16 protein-coding genes are annotated in these 19313 nt (G+C 66.6%); 11 read left to right on the top strand and 5 right to left on the bottom strand.

The window, feature by feature from the left end; translation table 11 throughout:
* Nucleotides 1-319 precede the first annotated feature (319 nt).
* Both MXC99_RS04365 and MXC99_RS04360 read left to right on the top strand, forming a co-directional pair.
* On the top strand, nucleotides 320-1114 hold the full coding sequence (locus MXC99_RS04365; RefSeq protein ID WP_247724330.1) for a thymidylate synthase: 795 nt from the start codon (nucleotides 320-322) through the stop codon (nucleotides 1112-1114).
* Entirely contained in the window at nucleotides 1111-1605 is a 495-nt protein-coding gene (locus tag MXC99_RS04360; protein WP_247724329.1) for a dihydrofolate reductase, read from the top strand. The genes MXC99_RS04365 and MXC99_RS04360 overlap by 4 nt, the downstream gene beginning before the upstream one ends.
* 132 nt (nucleotides 1606-1737) lie before the next feature.
* Here the strand turns inward: MXC99_RS04360 and MXC99_RS04355 are convergent, their stop codons facing one another.
* The 3 genes from MXC99_RS04355 to apbC all read right to left on the bottom strand — a co-directional run bounded on the left by MXC99_RS04355 (nucleotide 1738) and on the right by apbC (nucleotide 5975).
* Nucleotides 1738-3981: an arginine/lysine/ornithine decarboxylase gene (locus MXC99_RS04355; RefSeq protein ID WP_247724328.1), complete on the bottom strand. Its 2244-nt coding sequence runs from the start codon at nucleotides 3979-3981 to the stop codon at nucleotides 1738-1740.
* A gap of 150 nt (nucleotides 3982-4131) precedes the next feature.
* Nucleotides 4132-4698, bottom strand: coding sequence for a dCTP deaminase (gene dcd, locus MXC99_RS04350; RefSeq protein WP_107220737.1), 567 nt, complete (start codon nucleotides 4696-4698; stop codon nucleotides 4132-4134).
* 185 nt (nucleotides 4699-4883) lie between these two features.
* A complete protein-coding gene (gene apbC, locus MXC99_RS04345; RefSeq protein ID WP_247724327.1) occupies nucleotides 4884-5975 on the bottom strand; it encodes an iron-sulfur cluster carrier protein ApbC in 1092 nt (363 codons plus the stop codon).
* Nucleotides 5976-6102: 127 nt separating this feature from the next.
* Here apbC and MXC99_RS04340 point away from each other — a divergent pair, with 127 nt between their 5' ends.
* The 9 genes from MXC99_RS04340 (at nucleotide 6103) to hemF (ending at nucleotide 16638) form a co-directional block, all read left to right on the top strand.
* Entirely contained in the window at nucleotides 6103-6681 is a 579-nt protein-coding gene (locus MXC99_RS04340; RefSeq protein ID WP_247724326.1) for an OmpA family protein, read from the top strand.
* Nucleotides 6682-6763: 82 nt separating this feature from the next.
* The gene (metG, locus tag MXC99_RS04335) at nucleotides 6764-8944 is read left to right on the top strand and encodes a methionine--tRNA ligase (protein WP_247724325.1); all 2181 of its coding nucleotides are present in this window, start codon (nucleotides 6764-6766) and stop codon (nucleotides 8942-8944) included.
* Nucleotides 8945-9092: 148 nt separating this feature from the next.
* Nucleotides 9093-10784 (top strand): SulP family inorganic anion transporter, encoded by a 1692-nt coding sequence (locus MXC99_RS04330; protein WP_247724324.1) that lies wholly within the window; start codon nucleotides 9093-9095, stop codon nucleotides 10782-10784.
* Nucleotides 10785-10912: 128 nt separating this feature from the next.
* Nucleotides 10913-11935 carry a tRNA dihydrouridine synthase DusB gene (gene dusB / locus MXC99_RS04325; protein ID WP_247724323.1) on the top strand — a complete coding sequence of 341 codons (1023 nt, stop codon included), beginning with the start codon at nucleotides 10913-10915 and terminating at the stop codon, nucleotides 11933-11935.
* On the top strand, nucleotides 11932-12168 hold the full coding sequence (locus MXC99_RS04320; protein WP_107220731.1) for a helix-turn-helix domain-containing protein: 237 nt from the start codon (nucleotides 11932-11934) through the stop codon (nucleotides 12166-12168). The genes dusB and MXC99_RS04320 overlap by 4 nt, the downstream gene beginning before the upstream one ends.
* Nucleotides 12169-12315: 147 nt before the next feature.
* The gene (purH, locus tag MXC99_RS04315) at nucleotides 12316-13911 is read left to right on the top strand and encodes a bifunctional phosphoribosylaminoimidazolecarboxamide formyltransferase/IMP cyclohydrolase (RefSeq protein WP_247724322.1); all 1596 of its coding nucleotides are present in this window, start codon (nucleotides 12316-12318) and stop codon (nucleotides 13909-13911) included.
* Nucleotides 13912-13992: 81 nt separating this feature from the next.
* Nucleotides 13993-15270: a phosphoribosylamine--glycine ligase gene (gene purD, locus MXC99_RS04310; RefSeq protein WP_247724321.1), complete on the top strand. Its 1278-nt coding sequence runs from the start codon at nucleotides 13993-13995 to the stop codon at nucleotides 15268-15270.
* A gap of 117 nt (nucleotides 15271-15387) precedes the next feature.
* Entirely contained in the window at nucleotides 15388-15720 is a 333-nt protein-coding gene (locus tag MXC99_RS04305; RefSeq protein WP_247724320.1) for a YegP family protein, read from the top strand.
* Between the two features lie 6 nt (nucleotides 15721-15726).
* Nucleotides 15727-16638, top strand: coding sequence for an oxygen-dependent coproporphyrinogen oxidase (gene hemF, locus MXC99_RS04300; protein WP_247724319.1), 912 nt, complete (start codon nucleotides 15727-15729; stop codon nucleotides 16636-16638).
* 43 nt (nucleotides 16639-16681) lie between these two features.
* Here hemF and MXC99_RS04295 read toward each other — a convergent pair whose 3' ends face one another.
* Complete coding sequence (locus MXC99_RS04295; RefSeq protein WP_247724318.1) at nucleotides 16682-17872, bottom strand: heme biosynthesis HemY N-terminal domain-containing protein; 1191 nt, start codon at nucleotides 17870-17872, stop codon at nucleotides 16682-16684.
* Between the two features lie 10 nt (nucleotides 17873-17882).
* On the bottom strand, nucleotides 17883-19307 hold the full coding sequence (locus MXC99_RS04290; protein ID WP_247724317.1) for a uroporphyrinogen-III C-methyltransferase: 1425 nt from the start codon (nucleotides 19305-19307) through the stop codon (nucleotides 17883-17885).
* Between the last annotated feature and the right edge of the window lie 6 nt (nucleotides 19308-19313).

Raw genomic sequence — 19313 nt, 5'->3', positions numbered from 1 at the left:
CGCCCGCATCCCGCAAAATCCCCCGCTCCTGCCTTCCAGCCCTGCCACCTGTCCAACCGGTGAAGCGCTGAAAGAGGTGCGCATTATAGACAGCAAAAAACAAAACGCAAGAAAAAAAGAATGAATCATTCTATCCGGGCATAACGGCCAATCGGACTGGGCGAGCGGGATGCGCCATCTGCCCGCCTCCGATCGGGAACAGGGCCCGATCTTTGCGACTTTCGCCCTGCGCCTGCCTACGGCCACGGTAACCAGCAATGCACGCTCCGGCACAGTACGATTTGCGCGGTAGAATTCCCTGCTTTGGTGGGGGCTTTCGATGCGACAGTATCTTGACTTGATGCGCCACGTGTTCGAGCACGGCGACCGGAAGACCGATCGGACCGGCACCGGCACCTTGTCGGTGTTCGGCTGGCAGATGCGCTACCGCCTTCAGGACGGCTTTCCGCTGCTGACCACCAAGAAGCTGCATACACGCTCGATCATTCACGAGCTGTTGTGGTTTCTCCAGGGCGACACGAACATCCGCTACCTGAAAGAGCACGGCGTGTCGATCTGGGACGAATGGGCGGACGAGAGCGGAGACCTCGGCCCCGTATATGGCAAGCAATGGCGCCGCTGGGAGGCTGCGGACGGGCGCACGATCGATCAGATTTCCCGCCTCGTCGACGGCCTGAAGCGCAATCCCGACTCCCGCCGGCACATTGTCTCGGCCTGGAACCCAGGCGAAGTCGACAGCATGGCGCTGCCGCCCTGCCATGCCTTGTTCCAGCTCTACGTCGCCAACGGTCGCCTATCGTGCCAGCTCTATCAGCGCAGCGCGGACATCTTCCTCGGCGTCCCGTTCAACATCGCCTCCTATGCCCTCCTGACGCACATGCTCGCCCAGGCCTGCGAGCTGGAGGCCGGAGACTTCGTGTGGACGGGAGGCGACTGCCACCTCTACATGAACCACTTGGAGCAGGCTCGCGAGCAACTCGCCCGCGCACCACGCCCCCTTCCGAAGCTGAAACTGAATCCGGAGATCAAGGACATCTTCGCCTTCCGCTTTGAAGACATTGTCCTCGAGGGCTACGATCCCCACCCCCACATCAAGGCCCCGGTCGCAGTATGAGTGTTCCTGAAATCGTCATCGTCGCGGCCGTCGCCCGCAACGGCGTCATTGGCCGCGACAACGGTCTGCCCTGGCGCCTGAAAGCCGATCTGCAGCATTTCCGGACTCTTACCATGGGCCACCCGATCGTGATGGGGCGCAAGACCTGGGAGTCGCTCGGGCGACCACTGCCCGGGCGGCGAAACATGGTCGTCAGCCGCGACCCGCTGTTCCGTGCCGATGGCGCCGAAGTATTCCCCACCCCGGAAGCTGCAATCGCGGCCGCCGCCGGCGACGGGCATGTCTTCGTAATCGGCGGAGCCCAGCTGTATCGCACCACACTTCCCCTGGCCGACCGCCTGGTGCTGACCGAGGTCTGGGCGGATGTTCCGGGCGACGCGCATTTCCCCCCGTTCGACCGCAACATCTACCTCGAAGAGCGCCGCACCCCCCATATGGCCGACCCGGACAATCAGTTCGACTTCGACTTCGTCGAATACCGCCGGCGCTGAGTCGCGGCCGAAAACCTCCCACGGGGGCGTCCGGGACGGACTACCGATCACGAAGGACGCAACTCTGCCCCCACACGGACGGGGACAGGGGCGCCGCCCTTGGATCGGCGCCTGCCGCGAGGGAAGGTGCCCTCACCCCTTCACGCAATCGACGTGGTAGCGCCCGTCCCCACCCTTCACCAAACCGTGGATGTCGGTCTCGAAACCGGGGAACTCGGCATTGAAGTCACGCGCGAATTTCAGGTAGCGCACGATCGTCCCGTTGAAGCGCTCGCCCGGGATCAGCAAGGGGATCCCGGGCGGATAGGGCGTGACCAGCATTGCCGTCACCCGGCCCTCGAGTTCGTCGATCACGACACGCTCGATCTCGCGGTGCGCCATTTTTGCGAAGGCATCGGCCGGCTTCATCGCCGGCACCATGTCCGACAGATACATTTCGGTGGTCAGGCGGGCGATGTCGTGGGCCTTGTAGAAACTGTGGATCTGATTGCACAGATCCTTCAGCCCGACGCGCTCGTAGCGCGGATGCTTGGCGATGAAATCGGGCATCACCCGCCACAGCGGCTGGTTGCGGTCGTAGTCGTCCTTGAACTGCTGCAGTTCGGTCACCATGGTGTTCCAGCGTCCCTTGGTGATGCCGATCGTGAACATGATGAAAAACGAGTAGAGGCCGGTTTTCTCGACGATGATGCCGTGCTCGGCCAGATACTTGGTGACGATCGCCGCCGGGATCCCGGTATGGTCGGCGAAATCGCCATCCATGTTCAGCCCCGGAGTGATGATCGTCGCCTTGATCGGGTCGAGGATGTTGAACCCTTCGGCAAGATCGCCGAAACCGTGCCAGCGGTCGCCCGCCTTCAGCGTCCAGTCCTCGCGTGAACCCAGCCCTTCCTCGGCGAGGAACTCCGGCCCCCAGACCTTGAACCACCAGTCGTGCTCGCCGAATTCAGACTCGACCTTGCGCATCGCACGGCGGAACTCGACGGCCTCCGACAGCGACTCGTTGACCAGTGCCGGACCGCCCGGCGCTTCCATCATCGCCGCGGCGACGTCGCACGAGGCGATGATCGCGTACTGGGGCGAAGTCGAAGTGTGCATCAGGTAAGCTTCGTTGAAGATGTCGCGGTCGAGCTTTCGCGTCTGCGAATCCTGCACCAGGATCTGCGACGCCTGGCTGAGGCCGGCGAGCAACTTGTGGGTGGACTGGGTGGAGAACACCATCGACTCGCGGCAGCGTGGGCGGTCGGCGCCGATGGCATGGTAGTCGCCATAGAAATCGTGGAAGGCGGCGTGCGGCAGCCAGGCCTCGTCAAAGTGCAGGGTGTCGATCCGGCCGTCGAGCATGTCCTTGATCGTTTCGACGTTGTAGACCACGCCGTCGTAGGTGGACTGGGTGATCGTCAGGATGCGCGGCTTCTTGCTCTTGGCCTCGCGCGCGAACGGATTGGCCTCTATCTTCTTCTGGATGTTCTCCATCGAGAACTCCTCGAGCGGGATCGGGCCGATGATGCCGTAGTGGTTGCGGGTCGGAGTCAGGAACACCGGCACCGCCCCAGTCATGATGATCGAGTGGAGAATGGACTTGTGGCAGTTGCGATCGACGACGACGATGTCGCCCGGCGCCACGGTGGTGTGCCACACCATCTTGTTCGAGGTCGAAGTGCCGTTGGTGACGAAGTACAGATGGTCGCAGTTGAAGATGCGCGCCGCATTGCGCTCGGAAGCCGCCACCGGCCCGGTGTGATCGAGCAACTGGCCGAGTTCATCGACCGCATTGCAGACGTCGGCGCGCAGCATGTTCTCGCCGAAGAACTGGTGGAACATCTGCCCGACCGGGCTTTTCAGGAAGGCCACCCCGCCCGAGTGTCCCGGGCAGTGCCACGAGTACGAACCGTCCGCGGCGTAATGCGTCAGCGCACGGAAGAACGGCGGCGGCAGCGACTCCAGATAGTTCTTCGCCTCGCGCACCACATAGCGCGCGATAAACTCCGGCGTGTCCTCGAACATGTGGATGAAGCCGTGCATCTCGCGCAGCACGTCATTGGGGATGTGCCGCGTGGTGCGCGTTTCGCCGTGCAGGAAGATCGGGATGTCGGCGTTGCGCAGGCGAATCTCCTCGACGAACGCACGCAATCCGGCGATGGCGCTGTCGGCGGCTTCGGGCGAGGAAAATTCTTCGTCGTCGATCGACAGGATGAAGGCGGAGCCACGGCTCTGCTGTTGCGCGAAGGACGTCAGGTCACCGTAACTGGTGACCCCGAGGACCTCGATGTTCTCATCTTCGATCGCCTTGGCAAGGGCGCGGATACCCAGCCCGGACGTGTTTTCCGAACGGAAATCCTCGTCGATGATGATGATGGGAAAATGGAATCTCATCCTGTTCGCCTCCAGCGGGGTCTTGCGCGACGGGCCGGTGCGGAAAGCCTGTTCCGCCACTCGCCGCCCATGCGTTACCGAAAGTGATTCGAAAAAACACAAGGGGCCGTCAGGCGGCCCCGTGCGAGCTTCGTCCGTCAGCGTAAACGCTCAAATTTTCGGCAGTGTGACGCCGGTCTGGCCCAGATACTTGCCGCCACGGTCCTTGTACGAAGTCTCGCAGGTTTCATCAGATTCGAAGAACAGCATCTGGGCTACCCCTTCGTTGGCGTAGATCTTGGCCGGCAAGGGGGTGGTGTTGGAAAACTCCAGCGTCACATGCCCCTCCCACTCGGGCTCGAGCGGAGTGACGTTGACGATGATGCCGCAGCGCGCATAGGTGCTTTTGCCCAGGCATACCGTCAATACGCTGCGCGGGATGCGGAAATATTCCACCGTGCGCGCCAGAGCGAAGGAGTTCGGCGGAATGATGCACACTTCGCCGGTGAAGTCGACGAAGTTGCGCGCATCGAAATCCTTCGGATCGACGATCGTGGAGTTGATGTTGGTGAAGATCTTGAATTCGTTCGCCACTCGCACATCGTAGCCATAGCTCGACGTGCCGTAGGAAACGATACGCCCGCTGCCGTTGGCCCGCACCAGTTCCGGCGCGAACGGCTCGATCATGGCGGCCGTTTCGGCCATGCGGCGGATCCATTTGTCGGACTTGATCGACATCGGCGCAGATTCCAGTACGGCCCAAGGGCCGGTTGCAAAAACGGCGTAGTTTAGGACAAGCCCCGCAGCGGGGAAAGGCCAACGTTCGATGCCCGCTCCCGCCGCCCCATCGCCCCGGCACAAGGGGCAGAGTCGTCGCCGATGGCGGCGGCGGACCGCCGCGCGCCGGGGCCCGGATGAAGTTCTCAGCTGCTCTTGAAGACGATGTTCGGGAACTTGTGCGTCATGTCCTTCGACTTCTCGGCAATGCGCACCGCGACCTTGCGCGCGATCTCCTTGTAGATCGCGGCGATACGGCCATCCGGGTCGGAAACCACGGTCGGCGCACCGCTGTCGGCTTCGGAACGGATCTGGATGTCGAGCGGCAGGGCGCCGAGGAACGGGATGCGGTAGTCCTCGCACATCTTCGCGCCACCGCCATGACCGAAGATGTGCTCTTCGTGGCCGCACTTCGAACAGATGTGGATGCTCATGTTCTCGACCACGCCGAGGATCGGCACCCCCACTTTCTCGAACATCTTCAGCCCCTTGCGCGCATCGAGCAGGGCGATGTCCTGCGGCGTGGTGACGATCACCGCGCCGGTCAACGGCACGCTCTGCGACAGCGTCAGCTGGATGTCGCCCGTTCCCGGCGGCATGTCGATGACGAGGTAGTCGAGATCGTTCCAGGCCGTATCCTTGAGCATCTGGTTCAGCGCCTGGGTCGCCATCGGACCGCGCCACACCATCGGGGTGTCCTGTTCGATCAGGAAGCCGATCGACATCGCCTGGATCCCGTAGGCCTCCAGCGGCTGCATGGTCTTGCCATCGTCCGACACCGGGCGCTGATCGCCGATGCCCAGCATCTGCGGCTGCGAGGGGCCATAGATATCCGCATCGAGGATGCCGACGCGCGCACCTTCGGCGGCCAGCGCCAGCGCCAGGTTCACCGCCGTCGTGCTCTTGCCCACGCCGCCCTTGCCCGAAGCCACGGCGATGATGTTGCGCACCCCCTCGAGCAGCTTCACTCCGTGCTGGACGGCATGGGCCACCACCTTGCTGCCGACCCGGATCTCGACCTTGCCGACGCCGGGCAGCTTCTCCAGCGCCGCGGTCAGCAGCGCCCGGATCGGCTCATGCTGGCTCTTCGCCGGATAACCCAGCTCGACGTCGAAGCGGACGTTGCCCCCATCGAGCGTCAGGTTGCGGATACAGCGCCCGGAGACGAAATCCTTGCCCGTGTTGGGATCGATCACCTGCCTGAGCGCTTCGGTTACGGTTTGCTGATCAAGACTCATCGCGTTTTCCTCGATAATCGGTGCACCCGCCGCCGGGTGAAAACTGCAGAATCATACCGGAGCCCGGACGTTCACTCATCCGTACCGACAACAGGGTTTCCACCTCGTCACCGCCGACCTTCTCCCGATGAAGCACGCCTCTTTCCTCCCTTCGCTTCTGGCGGCCGCGCTGATGGCGGCCTGCGCCACCCCCGGCCAGCCCCCCGATTCAGCCGCCGCCCCCGGCGATCTCATCCACCGCCATGCGCTCGTGCGCCCCGCTTCGCCCTCGCCCGACTGGCCCGCCGTGCGCGAACGCGTGGTGCAGGCGCTCGCGAACCTGCCGCAAGTGGGCGTGGGCCGCGCCGAGCACAAAGGACTGAGCCTGCAAATTCCCGTCACCGACGGCTTCGCCTCGGGCGCCAGCGCGATCCGCCCACCGCTCGCCCGCACGCTCGATGCACTCGCGCCCACGCTGGCAGGCGAAGCAGGCATTAGCATCCTGGTCGTCGGCCACACCGACAGCCAAGGCAGCGAGATGGTGAACCTGCGCCTGTCGATCGCACGCGCCGAGGCCGTCGTCGAACACCTGCGCCAGCGCGGCATCGGGCTCGAGCGCCTGAGTGCCGATGGTCGCGGCGAATCCGACCCGCTGACCAGCAACGCGACCGAAGAAGGCCGTGCGCGCAATCGCCGCGTCGAGCTGTTCCTGCGCCCCCTGTCCTGAGCAAGGCCGACGCTCCCAGCGCGGCAAGGGCGCCGCTTTGCTAAACTGCGCTCCTTTCACCTGCCGCTCCGCGTCCCCCACCATGCCCCGCAAGATTCTCGTCACCAACGCCCTGCCCTACGCCAACGGGGACATCCACCTCGGCCACCTGGTCGGCTACATCCAGGCCGACATCTGGGTGCGCTACCAGCGCATGCGGGGGCACACGGTGCACTACGTGTGCGCGGACGACACCCACGGCACCCCGGTGATGCTGCGCGCGGAAAAGGAAGGCCTGAGCCCCGAGCAGCTCATCGCCCGGGTGCACGGCGAACACCTGCGCGACTTCACCGCCTTCGGCGTCGCCTTCGACAACTACCACTCCACGCACAGCGCGGAAAACCGCTTCTACGCCGAGGACATCTACGGCAAGCTCAAGGCCGGCGGCCTGATCGACACGCGCGCGATCGAGCAGTACTACGATCCGGTCAAGGAGATGTTCCTCCCCGACCGCTTCATCAAAGGCGAATGCCCCAAGTGCGGCGCCGCGGACCAGTACGGCGACAACTGCGAAGCCTGCGGCGCGGCCTACGCCCCGACCGAGCTGAAGAACCCCTATTCGGCCGTGTCCGGCGCGACGCCGGTACTGAGGACCTCGGAACACTATTTCTTCCGCCTGTCGGACGGGCGCGCGGTCGACTTCCTGCGCGACTGGACGCGCGGCAGCAACGCCGCCGGCGAGCGCCGTCTGCAGGCAGAGGCCGCCAACAAGATGAAGGAATGGCTCGGCGAAGCCGGCGAAAACAAACTCTCCGACTGGGACATCTCGCGCGATGCACCCTACTTCGGCTTCGAGATTCCGGGCGCGCCGGGCAAGTACTTCTACGTGTGGCTGGACGCGCCGATCGGCTACCTCGCCAGCTTCCGCAATCTGGCCGAAAAACGTGCCGCAACCGGCGAGACGATCGCGCTCGAGGACTACACTGACGCCGCCCGCGCCCAGGCCGCCGGCACCGAAATGGTGCACTTCATCGGCAAGGACATCCTCTATTTCCACGCCCTGTTCTGGCCCGCGATGCTCAAGTTCGCCGGCTACGCCACGCCCAGCCAGCTGTGCGTCAACGGTTTCCTGACCGTCGACGGCGCCAAGATGAGCAAGAGCCGCGGCACCTTCATCACCGCGCACTCCTATATCGCGCAGAAGCTCAACCCGGAGTGGCTGCGCTACTACTTCGCCGGCAAGTCCAACGGCACCATGGAAGACGTCGACCTCAACCTCGACGACCTGATCGCCAAGGTCAATGCCGACCTCGTCGGCAAGTTCGTGAACATCGCCAGCCGCTGCGCCGGCTTCATCGGCAAGCGCTTCGACGCTCAGCTGGGCGAAGGCGACACCGTGGCCTGCGCACCGTTCGCCGATGCCTGGGCGGCAGGCGTGATCGCCGCGGCCTTCGACGAGCGCGACTACAGCCGCGCGCTGCGCGAGATCATGCGCCTGGCCGACGTCGCCAACCAGTACGTCAATGACCACAAGCCGTGGGAACTCGCGAAGCAGGAAGGCCAGGAGGTGCGCCTGCACACCGTGTGCAGCACCGCGCTGACGATGTTCCGCGACCTCGCCCGCTACCTCAAGCCGGTGCTGCCGGCGCTCGCCACCGAAGTCGAGGCCTTTCTCGCGATTGCGCCGATGGACTGGCAGGGCGGCTGGGCGCCGCTCCCCGCCGGCCATGCCATCCAGACCTACCGCCACCTGATGACGCGCGTCGAGCGCAAGCAGATCGACGCCCTGCTCGAAGCCAACCGCGAGTCGCTCGCCCCGGCCGCCGCCGCACCGGCGAAAGTAACGAAGGACACCAAGGCCGCCTCCTCGCCGCAGCGCCACGCCGAAAAGCAGCAGCACGCGGCACAGGCCGCCGAAACGCCCCTGGAACACATTTCGATCGACGACTTCACCAAGGTCGACCTGCGCATCGCCCGGATCGTCAATGCAGAACACGTCGACGGCGCCGACAAGCTGATCCGCCTCGCGCTCGACATCGGCGAGACCGACGCCGCCGGCAAGCCGAAGCCGCGCCAGGTCTTCGCCGGCATCAAGTCGGCCTACGACCCGGCCAGCCTCACCGGCCGTCTGACGGTGATGGTCGCCAACCTCGCGCCGCGCAAGATGAAGTTCGGCATCAGCGAAGGCATGGTCCTCGCCGCCTCGGATGCCGAAAGCAAGACCGGCGGCATCTACCTGCTGTCGCCCGACACGGGCGCCACGCCGGGGATGAAAGTGAAATAAGCCGGCCCCGCCATGCCACTGACGCCCTCGAAACGCTGGATCGTCCTGCACCATGCAGGCCGGGGGCGCCTGTCTCCCTAGCACCGCCCGTCCGGGGGGTGCCGCAAGACCTGTTCAGATCCCTGTTCAAGTTCACCGCGGAGACAGCATGAAAATCCAGTTCCGACCCAAGCTTTTCGACACCCTGCCCGGCTACGGTCGCGGCGTCTTCCTCCAGGACTTCTCTTCCGGGCTCACCGTCGGCGTGCTCGCCCTGCCGCTGGCGATGGCCTTCGCCATCGCCAGCGGCATGTCGCCCAGTGCCGGCATCTGGACCGCGATCGTCGCCGGCTTCCTGATCGCCGTCCTCGGCGGCTCGCGGGTGCAGATCGGCGGCCCGACCGGCGCCTTCATTCCCATCGTCTACGCCATCGTCACCGACTACGGCGTGGCCAACCTGCTGATCGCCACGATGATGTCGGGCGTGATGCTGTTCGCGATGGGCGCCTTGCGCCTGGGCAACATGATCCGCTTCATCCCGCTATCGGTCGTGATCGGCTTCACCAACGGCATCGCCGTGGTCATCTTCATTTCCCAGATCAAGGATTTTCTCGGCCTGCCGATCGACGCCCTGCCGGGCGAATTCTTCGCCAAGATGACCGCCTTGTGGGCCGCGTTGCCGAGCGCGCATCTGCCCACCGTCGCCGCCGCCGTCGCCTCGCTCGGCATCCTGCTGGGCTGGAACCACCAGGCCCGGAAGATCGCCTGGATGCGGCGGATGCCCGGTCCGCTCGCGGTGCTGGTGATCATGACCGCGGCAAACGCCCTGTTCGCGCTGCCAATCGACACCATCGGCAGCCGCTTCGGCGGCATCCCGCAGGAAATCCCCGCGATCGGCCTGCCGGCACTGGAACTGGGCATGCTCGGCAAGCTGATCGCCCCCGCCATCACCATCGCCCTGCTCGGCGCAATCGAATCCCTGCTCTCGGCGCGGGTGGCCGACAGCCTGATCGACGATCGCCACGACCCCAACCAGGAGCTGATGGCACAGGGCATCGCCAACATCGCCGCGCCGCTGTTCGGCGGTTTCGCCGCCACCGGCGCGATCGCCCGCACCGCCACCAACATCCGCACCGGCGGACGCACGCCGCTCGCCGGCATGATCCACGCCGGAGTGCTGCTCGCCGTCGTCCTCGCCCTCGCCCCGCTCGCCAGCCACATCCCGCTCGCCACCCTCTCGGCGATCGTCGTCGTGGTTGCGATCAACATGGGCGAATGGCACGCCCTCGCCCCGCAGGAACTGAGGCGTTATTCGCTCAACTACCGCACCATCCTGCTCTCGACCTTCTTCGTCACCGTGGTGTTCGACCTCACCCTCGCGGTCGAACTCGGCATGGCCCTGGCGAGCCTGTTCTTCATCTACCGGATGTCGGACCTCACCCGCATCGAACGCATCCCCCTCGAAGAGCACTACGGCGTCGAGGCCCTCACCCGCGCCGACGGCAGCCCGCGCATCCTCGCCTACAGTCTGTTCGGCAGCCTGTTCTTCGGTGCCGCCAACAAGCTCGAGAACCTGCTGCAGATGCAGCACGGCCACCCCGACGTGGTGATCCTGGACATGAACAAGGTCATCAACCTCGACACCACCGGGCTCGACATCCTGCAGACCCTGCACCGCAACCTGGGCAAGCGCGGCGCCCACCTCATGCTGTGCGGACTCAACGCCCAGCCGGCTTCGATCGTGCGGCGCTCGGGCTTCCAGGACGCACTCGGCGCAGACCGGATCACCGGCAACATCACCACCGCGCTGGTGCACGCCCAGCGGCTCAGCGCCGGAGAAGCCGAGATCGCCTACACTTAGCCCGCCCCGGCCGAGCGCGCGGGCAGCCCCGCCCGGAGCCCCGCCCCAGGCACAAAGGCTTCGGGCCGCACTCACCCGCACTGCCGTGCATCGGTTAAAATGCGCGTTTTCCGCGTTCGACCAGACCGATGCAGTTTGCCGGCTTCACTTTGCGCAACAACCTCGTCCTTGCTCCGATGGCCGGGGTCACCGATCGCCCTTTCCGCCAGTTGTGCAAAAAGATGGGCGCAGGGCTGGCCGTGTCCGAGATGGTCACCTCCAACTCGTTGCTCTACGGCAGCGAGAAGACCCGGCGCCGCGCCAACCACGACGGCGAAGTCGAGCCGATCGCGGTCCAGATCGCCGGCGCCGACCCGGCGATGATGGCCGAAGCCGCACGCTACAACGCCGACCGCGGTGCCCAGATCATCGACATCAACATGGGCTGCCCGGCGAAGAAGGTCTGCAACGTCATGGCCGGCTCGGCGCTGATGCAGGACGAGCCGCTGGTCGCGCGCATCCTCGAGGCGGTGGTGAATGCCGTACCGCACACGCCGGTGACGCTGAAGTTCCGCACCGGCTGGAACCGCGCTCACCGCAACGCCCCGGCGATCGCTCGCATCGCCGAGGACGCCGGCATCCGCGCGATCGCCATCCACGGCCGCACCCGCAGCGACCAGTACATGGGCGAAGCCGAATACGACACCATCGCCCACGTCAAGACTCTGGTGAAGATCCCGGTAATCGCCAACGGCGACATCACCACCCCGCAGAAAGCGCGGCAGGTGCTCGAGCACACCGGCGCCGACGGCATCATGATCGGCCGCGCGGCCCAGGGCCGGCCGTGGATCTTCCGCGAGATCGAACACTTCCTCGCCACCGGCGAGGAGCTCGCCCCGCCGCTGGTGAGCGAGATCCACCAGGTGTGCCGGGAGCATCTCGCCGACCTCTATGCCTTCTACGGCGACGAGCGCGGAGTGAAGATCGCGCGCAAGCACATCTCCTGGTACACCAAGGGCCTGGTCGGCTCGGCCGCCTTCCGCCGCACGATGAACCTGCTTCCCGACATTCCTGCGCAGCTCGCCGCGGTCGACGATTTCTTCGGCCAGCTCGCCGAAGCCGGCGCCCGCCTGCACTACGAAAAAGAATATCCCCAGGAACTCGCCGCATGAGCCGCAGCAACGAGATCGCGGAGGCCGTCCTCCGCACGCTGGACCAGTATTTCCGCGACCTCGACGGTGAGAAGCCGGCCGCCATCCACGACATGGTGATCCGCAACGTCGAGCGCCCGATGCTGCAGTTCGTGCTCCAGCAGGCCAAGGGCAACCAGACCATCGCCGCCGACATGCTCGGCATCAACCGCAACACGCTGCGCCGCAAGCTGACCGATTACGATCTGCTGTGATCCGCAGGCAGCCGCAGCTCCGGCATCGGGCGCAGCCCCTTCCGCCGACACCGACGATATCCTGCTGAGCCGCCGCCCGCCCCGGCATGGCGCCTCCGCCCTGGCTCCCAACCGATTCCCATCCATTTTCCCGTCTCCGAATCCACCATGAACGTAACCCAAGCCCTGATCAGTGTTTCCGACAAACGCGGCGTGCTCGACTTCGCCCGCGAGCTTTCCACCCTCGGCATCAAGCTGCTGTCGACCGGCGGCACCGCCAGCCTGCTGCGCGAGGCCGGCCTGCCGGTGACCGACGTCTCCGAGCACACCGGCTTCCCGGAGATGCTCGACGGCCGGGTCAAGACCCTCCATCCAAAGGTGCACGGCGGCATCCTCGCCCGCCGCGACCTCGCCGAACACATGGATACGATCGCCGCCCACGACATCGGCCGCATCGACCTCGTGGTGGTGAACCTCTACCCCTTCCAGCAGACCGTGGCCAAGCCCGACTGCACGCTGGAGGACGCGATCGAGAACATCGACATCGGCGGCCCGACCATGGTGCGCGCCGCGGCCAAGAACCACGGCAAGAAGGATGGCGGCGTCGGCATCGTCACCGACCCCGAGGACTACGCCGGCATCATCACTGAGCTCAAGGCCAATGGCGGCAAGCTCAGCCACCCGACCCGCTTCGCGCTCGCGGTGAAGGCCTTCACCCACACCGCGCGCTACGACTCGGCGATCTCCAACTACCTCACCGCACTGGTCACCAACGACGCCGGCGACGTCTCGCTGCAAACCTATCCCGAGCGCCTGCAGCTGGCCTTCGACAAGGTGCAGGACCTGCGCTACGGCGAGAACCCGCACCAGAGCGCGGCCTTCTACCGCCAGCCGGGCGCAGCCGAAGGTGGCGTGGCCGGCTACACCCAGTTGCAGGGCAAGGAACTGTCCTACAACAACATCGCCGATGCCGACGCGGCCTGGGAATGCGTGAAAGCGTTCGACCACGACGCCGTCGCCTCCGCCTGCGTCATCGTCAAGCATGCCAACCCTTGTGGTGTGGCACTCGGCGCGACCCCGCTCGAAGCCTATAGCAAGGCCTTCGCCACCGACCCGACTTCGGCCTTCGGCGGCATCATCGCCTTCAATGGCGAAGTCGACCGCACCGCGGCCGAAGCGGTGTCGGCGCAGTTCCTCGAAGTGCTGATCGCGCCGTCCTACACTGCCGACGCGCTCGAACTGCTCGCGGGCAAGAAGAACGTGCGCGTGCTCACCTGCCCGCTCGGCCAGCCCGCCGGCGCCTTCGACTACAAGCGCGTGGGCGGCGGCCTGCTGGTGCAGAGCGCCGACGAAGCGCGCATCCAGATCGCCGACCTGAAGGTGGTGACCCAGCGAGCGCCTTCTGATGCCGAAATGCGGGACATGCTGTTCGCCTGGCGCGTGGCCAAGTACGTCAAGTCCAATGCCATCGTGTACTGCAAGGACGGCATGACCGTCGGCGTCGGCGCCGGCCAGATGAGCCGGGTCGACTCCGCCCGCATCGCCAGGATCAAGGCCGACAACGCCGGCCTCGCGATCGCCGGCTGCGTGGCCGCCTCGGACGCCTTCTTCCCCTTCCGCGACGGTCTCGACGTGCTCGCCCAGGCCGGCGCCACCGCGGTGATCCAGCCCGGCGGCTCGGTGCGTGACGCCGAAGTCATCGCTGCCGCCGACGAACAGGGCATCGCCATGGTGTTTACCGGTTTCCGTCATTTCCGCCACTGACAAGGCGGTGGCCTCGCCACCCGCCGCATCCCTGCAGGATGCTTCATGCCCTGCGGGGTAGATTCTGATTCGGAGCAGCACATGAAAGTCCTCGTCATCGGTTCCGGCGGCCGCGAACACGCGCTCGCGTGGAAGCTCGCCCAATCTCCCCGGATCACCCGCGTGCTGGTCGCACCGGGCAATCCGGGAACGGCCCGCGAGCCCAAGCTGCAGAATGTCGCCGTCACTGCAGTGCAGGAACTGGTCGAACTGGCCCAGCGCGAACAGATCGGTTTCACCGTGGTCGGCCCCGAGGCCCCGCTTGCTGCCGGCGTGGTCGACGCCTTCCGCGCCGCCGGCCTGCCGATCTTCGGCCCGACCAAGGCCGCCGCCCAGCTCGAAAGCTCGAAGGACTTCGCCAAGCAGTTCCTCCTCCGCCACGGTATTCCGACCGCGAAGTACCGCACCTTTGTCGATGCCGCCGAAGCTCACGCTTACGTCGACGCCGAAGGCGCGCCGATCGTCATCAAGGCCGACGGCCTTGCCGCCGGCAAGGGAGTCGTGGTGGCGATGACGGCAGAGGAAGCGCACGCCGCAATCGACATGATGCTGCTCGACAACAAAATGGGCGATGCCGGCGCCCGCGTCGTCATCGAAGAGTTCATGACCGGCGAAGAGGCGAGCTTCATCGTCATGGCCGACGGCAAGCACGCCCTCGCCCTCGCCACCAGCCAGGACCACAAGCGCCTGCTCGACGGCGACGCCGGCCCCAACACCGGCGGCATGGGAGCCTACTCACCGGCACAGGTGGTAACCCCCGACGTCCACGCCCGGGTGATGCGCGAGATCATCGCCCCGACCCTCTCCGGCATGGCCGCCGAGGGCCTGCCCTACACCGGCTTCCTGTACGCCGGCCTGATGATTGACGATGCGGGCCAGCCGCGCGTGGTCGAGTTCAACTGCCGCATGGGCGACCCTGAAACCCAGCCGATCATGATGCGCTTGAAGAGCGACCTCGGCGAACTCGTCGAAGCCGCCCTCGCCGGCCGCCTCGACCAGGCGGAAGCCGAATGGGACCGCCGCTTCGCCCTCGGGGTCGTCCTGGCCGCAGCCGGCTATCCGGACAATCCGCGCAAAGGCGATGCGATTTCCGGCCTGCCGGACGGAGCCGCCGAAGACGCCCACGTTTTTCATGCCGGCACCGCAGAGCAGGACGGCCGGATCGTCACTGCCGGCGGCCGCGTGCTGTGCGTGACCGCACTCGGCGACAACGTGCGCACGGCCCAGAAGCGCGCCTACGAGCTCACCGAGGGCATCGCTTTCGACGGCTGCCAGTATCGCCGTGACATCGGCCACCGCGCCCTCTCGCGCCGCGGCTGAGCATATCCGCCCGTTCTCGAGCCCGGACGCCGCTGACATCGACCGCGCCACGGTCTATCCTACGGCTGCGGGCCCATCCAGCGCCCGCGACCACAGACCATAGTCATGGAGGCGTCGATGTCCGTCAAATTCGAGATCACCAAGACCGAGAAAGGCGAATACCACTTCAAGCTGCTCGACAGCGGCGGCAAGACCTTGCTCCGCAGCGAAGGCTACAACGCCAAGGCGAGCTGCACCAACGGCATCGAGTCGGTGCGCCGGAACGCCGTTGACGACGCCCGCTACGACCTCAAGTCCGCCTCCGACGGCCGCCCGTATTTCAACCTCAAGGCGAGCAACGGCCAGATCATCGGCACCAGCCCGATGTTCGCCGACGCCCACGCATGCGCAACGGCCGTTGCCGCCACCAAATCCGCTGCGGCCGGCGCCGCAGTCGACGACAAGAGCTGAACTGCGATGGACCCTGCTGCCGTCAAATCCTGGCTGACCGATCTCCAGCGCCGCATCGTCGCCCGCCTCGAAGCATTCGACGGGCAGACTTTCCGGACTGATCGCTGGGATCGGCCGGGCGGCGGCGGGGGACTGACCCGAGTCATCGAGGACGGCGCCTTCTTCGAGCGCGGCGGCGTCAACTTCTCCCATGTCAGCGGTGATGCGATGCCCGCCTCGGCCACCGCACACCGCCCCGAACTGGCCGGCCGCCGCTTCGAGGCCATGGGCGTGTCGCTGGTGCTGCATCCGCGCAACCCCTACTGCCCCACGGTGCACATGAACGTACGCAGCTTCTTCGCCCGGGCCGAAGGCAAGGCGCCGGTGTGGTGGTTCGGCGGTGGCATGGACCTGACACCGTACTACGGCTTCGAAGAGGACGTCCGCCACTTCCATTCCACCTGCAAGGCGGCGGTGCTGCCCCATGGCGGCGAAGCCGAATACCGGCGACTGAAGACCTGGTGCGACTGCTACTTCTTCCTCAAGCACCGCAACGAGCCGCGCGGCGTCGGCGGACTGTTCTTCGACGACCTCGGCGCCGACGGCAAAACCGATTTCGACGCTGCCTTCGACCTGACGAAATCCGTCGGCGAAGCCTTTATCGATGCCTACCTGCCGATCGTCGAACGCCGCCGGGGCCTCGCCTACGGCGAACACGAGCGCGATTTCCAGGCCTACCGGCGGGGGCGCTACGTCGAATTCAACCTGGTGTTCGACCGCGGCACGCTATTCGGCCTGCAATCGGGCGGGCGCACCGAATCGATCCTGATGTCACTGCCGCCAGTCGTGAAGTGGCGCTACGACTGGCACCCGGAGCCGGGCTCGGACGAAGCGCGCCTCTACGACGTGTTCCTGAAGCCGCAGGACTGGGCGGGCTGAAGCTCTCCGGCGCCCGGCAAGGCAGCGCGCCGCGCCGACCCGCTCAGGCCGTGCCGCCAGCGACCATTTCGGCCGCCGCGCGGTAGTGGGGTTGGGCATCCTGCGGGCGCTCCAGGGTCTCGAACAGGTGGGCCAGCGCCAGGTGCGTATCCACCGCAGGGGCCAGCTTCAGCGAAGCTTCGAGGTAGCTCTGCGCCTTCCCCCACAGCTCGGCGCGCGTGCACAGCTGGCCGAGCGCGAACAGCAGCCCGCCATCCTGCGCGTGCTGCTCCAACCAGCCTTCCGCCTTTTGCAGGCACACCCCGGCATCGTCCGCGGACCCGGCACAGCAGGCGTACAGGCGGGCGAGCGCGCTGTCCCAGCGCTCGTCGAGCAAGCGCTCGGTGTGGCGCCGGACGAGGACCGCGTGGCCGGCCCGGGCCATCAGCGCCAGCGCACGCTCGACGAGGACGCGATCCTGCAGCTCTTCGGCGGGGATGCCCTTCCAGTACGCGGCCAGAGCCGGCGGGTCGGCGGCAAGCTGCTTCATCCGTTCGAGATGGCCGCGCCGCAGCTTCGGCGCCGCCTGTTCTTCGCTGAGCGCCTTGTGCTTGCGCAGCTGGCGCACGATGTGGATCAGTTCTTCCCAGCGCCCGAGCGCCTGCGCCACCCTGGATTCGAGGCGCAGCATCGCGATGTGCTTGTGGCCGCCCTCGCGCAGCGTCTGCAGCCTGGCGGCGGCGACGTCGAACCGGCGGCTGTCGATCGCCAGTTCGGCTTCCGTCATCAGGCGTGCGACCTCGCTGTCCTTGCCCTGTTCGGCCGCATGGCCCAGCCACTCCTGATAGCGCTCCTCGTCCTGCAAGGCATGCGCGGCGCGCGCCGCCACCAGCGCGGCCATCCCCGCGCGTGCGCTGGTGGCGTATGCAGTCGACGCCAGCTTCAGCGCCTGCGAGAAGCGTCCTTCGAAGAAGGCGTTGATCGCGCCATGCAAGGCGTTGTCGGCCTTTTCGCGGCGCCGGCGCTCGCGCCAGCGCGCGACCCGCGCGGGCAAGGCGAGCGTGCGGGTCAGCAGCCGCAGCAGCAGATGGACCAGCAGCACGCCGACCACGAGCACGACGACGAAGAAATTCAGCGAAATCTGCGCCCGCCACGGCGACAGCACGACAAGAACATAGCCATCGTTGAGCCCGGCGATCATCGCCACGCCGACGGCAAGGGCGAAGATGCCGATCAGCCAGATCAGTGCGCGCATCGCTCGGCCCTCACTCGCCGGCCGCGGGAGTCAGGCCCGCAGCCCCATCCACGGTCGGCGCAGTCGACGCCGCGGCCGGCGGAACATCCGCACTGGGAGCGGACGGGGCCTCGGACGGCGTATCGGGCACAGCGCCGGTTTCGGCCGCGGCGGCGGATGGTAGTGCCGGATCGGCGACGGTGCTCTCCGATTCCGGCCCGGCCGGCACCGGAGGGGGTAGCGTCGCCGGCGCACGCCCGGTCTCTGCTGCCGGCCGTCCTCCCCGCACCTGGACATTGCGCAAGGCAGTGAAGGTTTCGGTGAGGTCCGGCGGCTCGTAGCGCACTTTCACCGCCGCGAGTTCTTTCAATTCCAGCAGGGCGTGCTGCACACGCTCGTCGCGCAAATCGAAAAAGCGCTCCATCCAGGCCCGCGCCTGGGCGAGATCGGCTTCGTACGTGCGGCCGTCGCGCGCGAGCAGTGCGAGCCTGGCCGTCAGCAGGCGAATCTTGAGGTTTTCGCGCAGGAAGGTGCTCTGCGCCGGAGCCAGCAGCACCGGATCGGTCTGGTCGAGGCGCTCGACCCGGACCAGGGCGCGGATTTCATGCCAGACATCACCCGCGACCGCCCGGGCCGCACGCCAGGCCCCAGCGACCCAGCCGGCAAGGCCTTCGACCTCCCCCGGCGCCAGTTCGCGGCCCACTGCGGCCTCGGCCGGCAACGACCCTTCGAACGCCAGTGGCAGCGCATCGGCGCGCTCGAGCAGGCGCTCGAGGCGCAGTCCGAGACCGGAGACATCGAGCGAAGGCTGCAGCTTGAGGGTGTCGATGTCGCGCGCGAGCGCGCGGCGCAGCGCCGCCAGCTGGCCGCGGTCGTGGATCGCGAGGCGGGCCTCGGCCTCCTGCAGGGCGATCAGCGCGGCTTCGACGTTGCCGGCGATCTGCAGCTGCTGGGCGGCGAGCACGACCGCCTGCTCGACTTCGGCGATCACGCCGTCCTCGCGCGAGCGGGAAAACTCCTGGTACAAGGCCTCCAGCGCGGCGGCCTGGCCTTCGGTGGCCTCGACCTTGGCGTCGAGGACGCCGAGCTTGCCCTGCAGCGAAGCAATCACTTCCTGCTGCTGGCGGACGATGCCGCGCGCCTCGACGGCGCTCGTCTCGCCCTCGGCCAGACGCTGCGCCAGTTCCTCGCGCAGCGCGCCCGCCTGCGTACGGGCGTCGCGTACCTGCCAGATCGCCCAGCCGGCGCCGGCGACCGCGATCAGGGCGAGCAACAGCGCCCACCACGCCGCCGGGCTGCGCGCCGGCTCCCCGGCACCCGCGCCGACTGCCGCCGTTCCCGGCACCCCGCCAGCGGACGGCTCGGCCGCGCGCGCAGAAGCTTCCCGGGCGTCGTCCTTGTTCGGTACGTGCGTGGATGGGGGCGGCTGAGTCAGGGCTGGGGTTTCTTCTTTCATGGCGTC

The sequence above is a fragment of the Thauera aromatica genome, assembly GCF_023093595.1.
GTDB lineage: Bacteria > Pseudomonadota > Gammaproteobacteria > Burkholderiales > Rhodocyclaceae > Thauera > Thauera aromatica_A.
This window is presented reverse-complemented; position numbering and strand designations above follow the sequence as displayed.

Coding starts and splice junctions, on each gene's coding strand:
- MXC99_RS04290 (WP_247724317.1), bottom strand. CDS start 19,307: ATGAAAGAAGAAACCCCAGCCCTGACTCAGCCGCCCCCATCCACGCAC.
- MXC99_RS04355 (WP_247724328.1), bottom strand. CDS start 3,981: ATGAGATTCCATTTTCCCATCATCATCATCGACGAGGATTTCCGTTCG.
- MXC99_RS04365 (WP_247724330.1), top strand. CDS start 320: ATGCGACAGTATCTTGACTTGATGCGCCACGTGTTCGAGCACGGCGAC.
- purH (WP_247724322.1), top strand. CDS start 12,316: ATGAACGTAACCCAAGCCCTGATCAGTGTTTCCGACAAACGCGGCGTG.
- hemF (WP_247724319.1), top strand. CDS start 15,727: ATGGACCCTGCTGCCGTCAAATCCTGGCTGACCGATCTCCAGCGCCGC.
- MXC99_RS04360 (WP_247724329.1), top strand. CDS start 1,111: ATGAGTGTTCCTGAAATCGTCATCGTCGCGGCCGTCGCCCGCAACGGC.
- MXC99_RS04305 (WP_247724320.1), top strand. CDS start 15,388: ATGTCCGTCAAATTCGAGATCACCAAGACCGAGAAAGGCGAATACCAC.
- MXC99_RS04295 (WP_247724318.1), bottom strand. CDS start 17,872: ATGCGCGCACTGATCTGGCTGATCGGCATCTTCGCCCTTGCCGTCGGC.
- dusB (WP_247724323.1), top strand. CDS start 10,913: ATGCAGTTTGCCGGCTTCACTTTGCGCAACAACCTCGTCCTTGCTCCG.
- MXC99_RS04320 (WP_107220731.1), top strand. CDS start 11,932: ATGAGCCGCAGCAACGAGATCGCGGAGGCCGTCCTCCGCACGCTGGAC.
- purD (WP_247724321.1), top strand. CDS start 13,993: ATGAAAGTCCTCGTCATCGGTTCCGGCGGCCGCGAACACGCGCTCGCG.
- MXC99_RS04330 (WP_247724324.1), top strand. CDS start 9,093: ATGAAAATCCAGTTCCGACCCAAGCTTTTCGACACCCTGCCCGGCTAC.
- apbC (WP_247724327.1), bottom strand. CDS start 5,975: ATGAGTCTTGATCAGCAAACCGTAACCGAAGCGCTCAGGCAGGTGATC.
- dcd (WP_107220737.1), bottom strand. CDS start 4,698: ATGTCGATCAAGTCCGACAAATGGATCCGCCGCATGGCCGAAACGGCC.
- MXC99_RS04340 (WP_247724326.1), top strand. CDS start 6,103: ATGAAGCACGCCTCTTTCCTCCCTTCGCTTCTGGCGGCCGCGCTGATG.
- metG (WP_247724325.1), top strand. CDS start 6,764: ATGCCCCGCAAGATTCTCGTCACCAACGCCCTGCCCTACGCCAACGGG.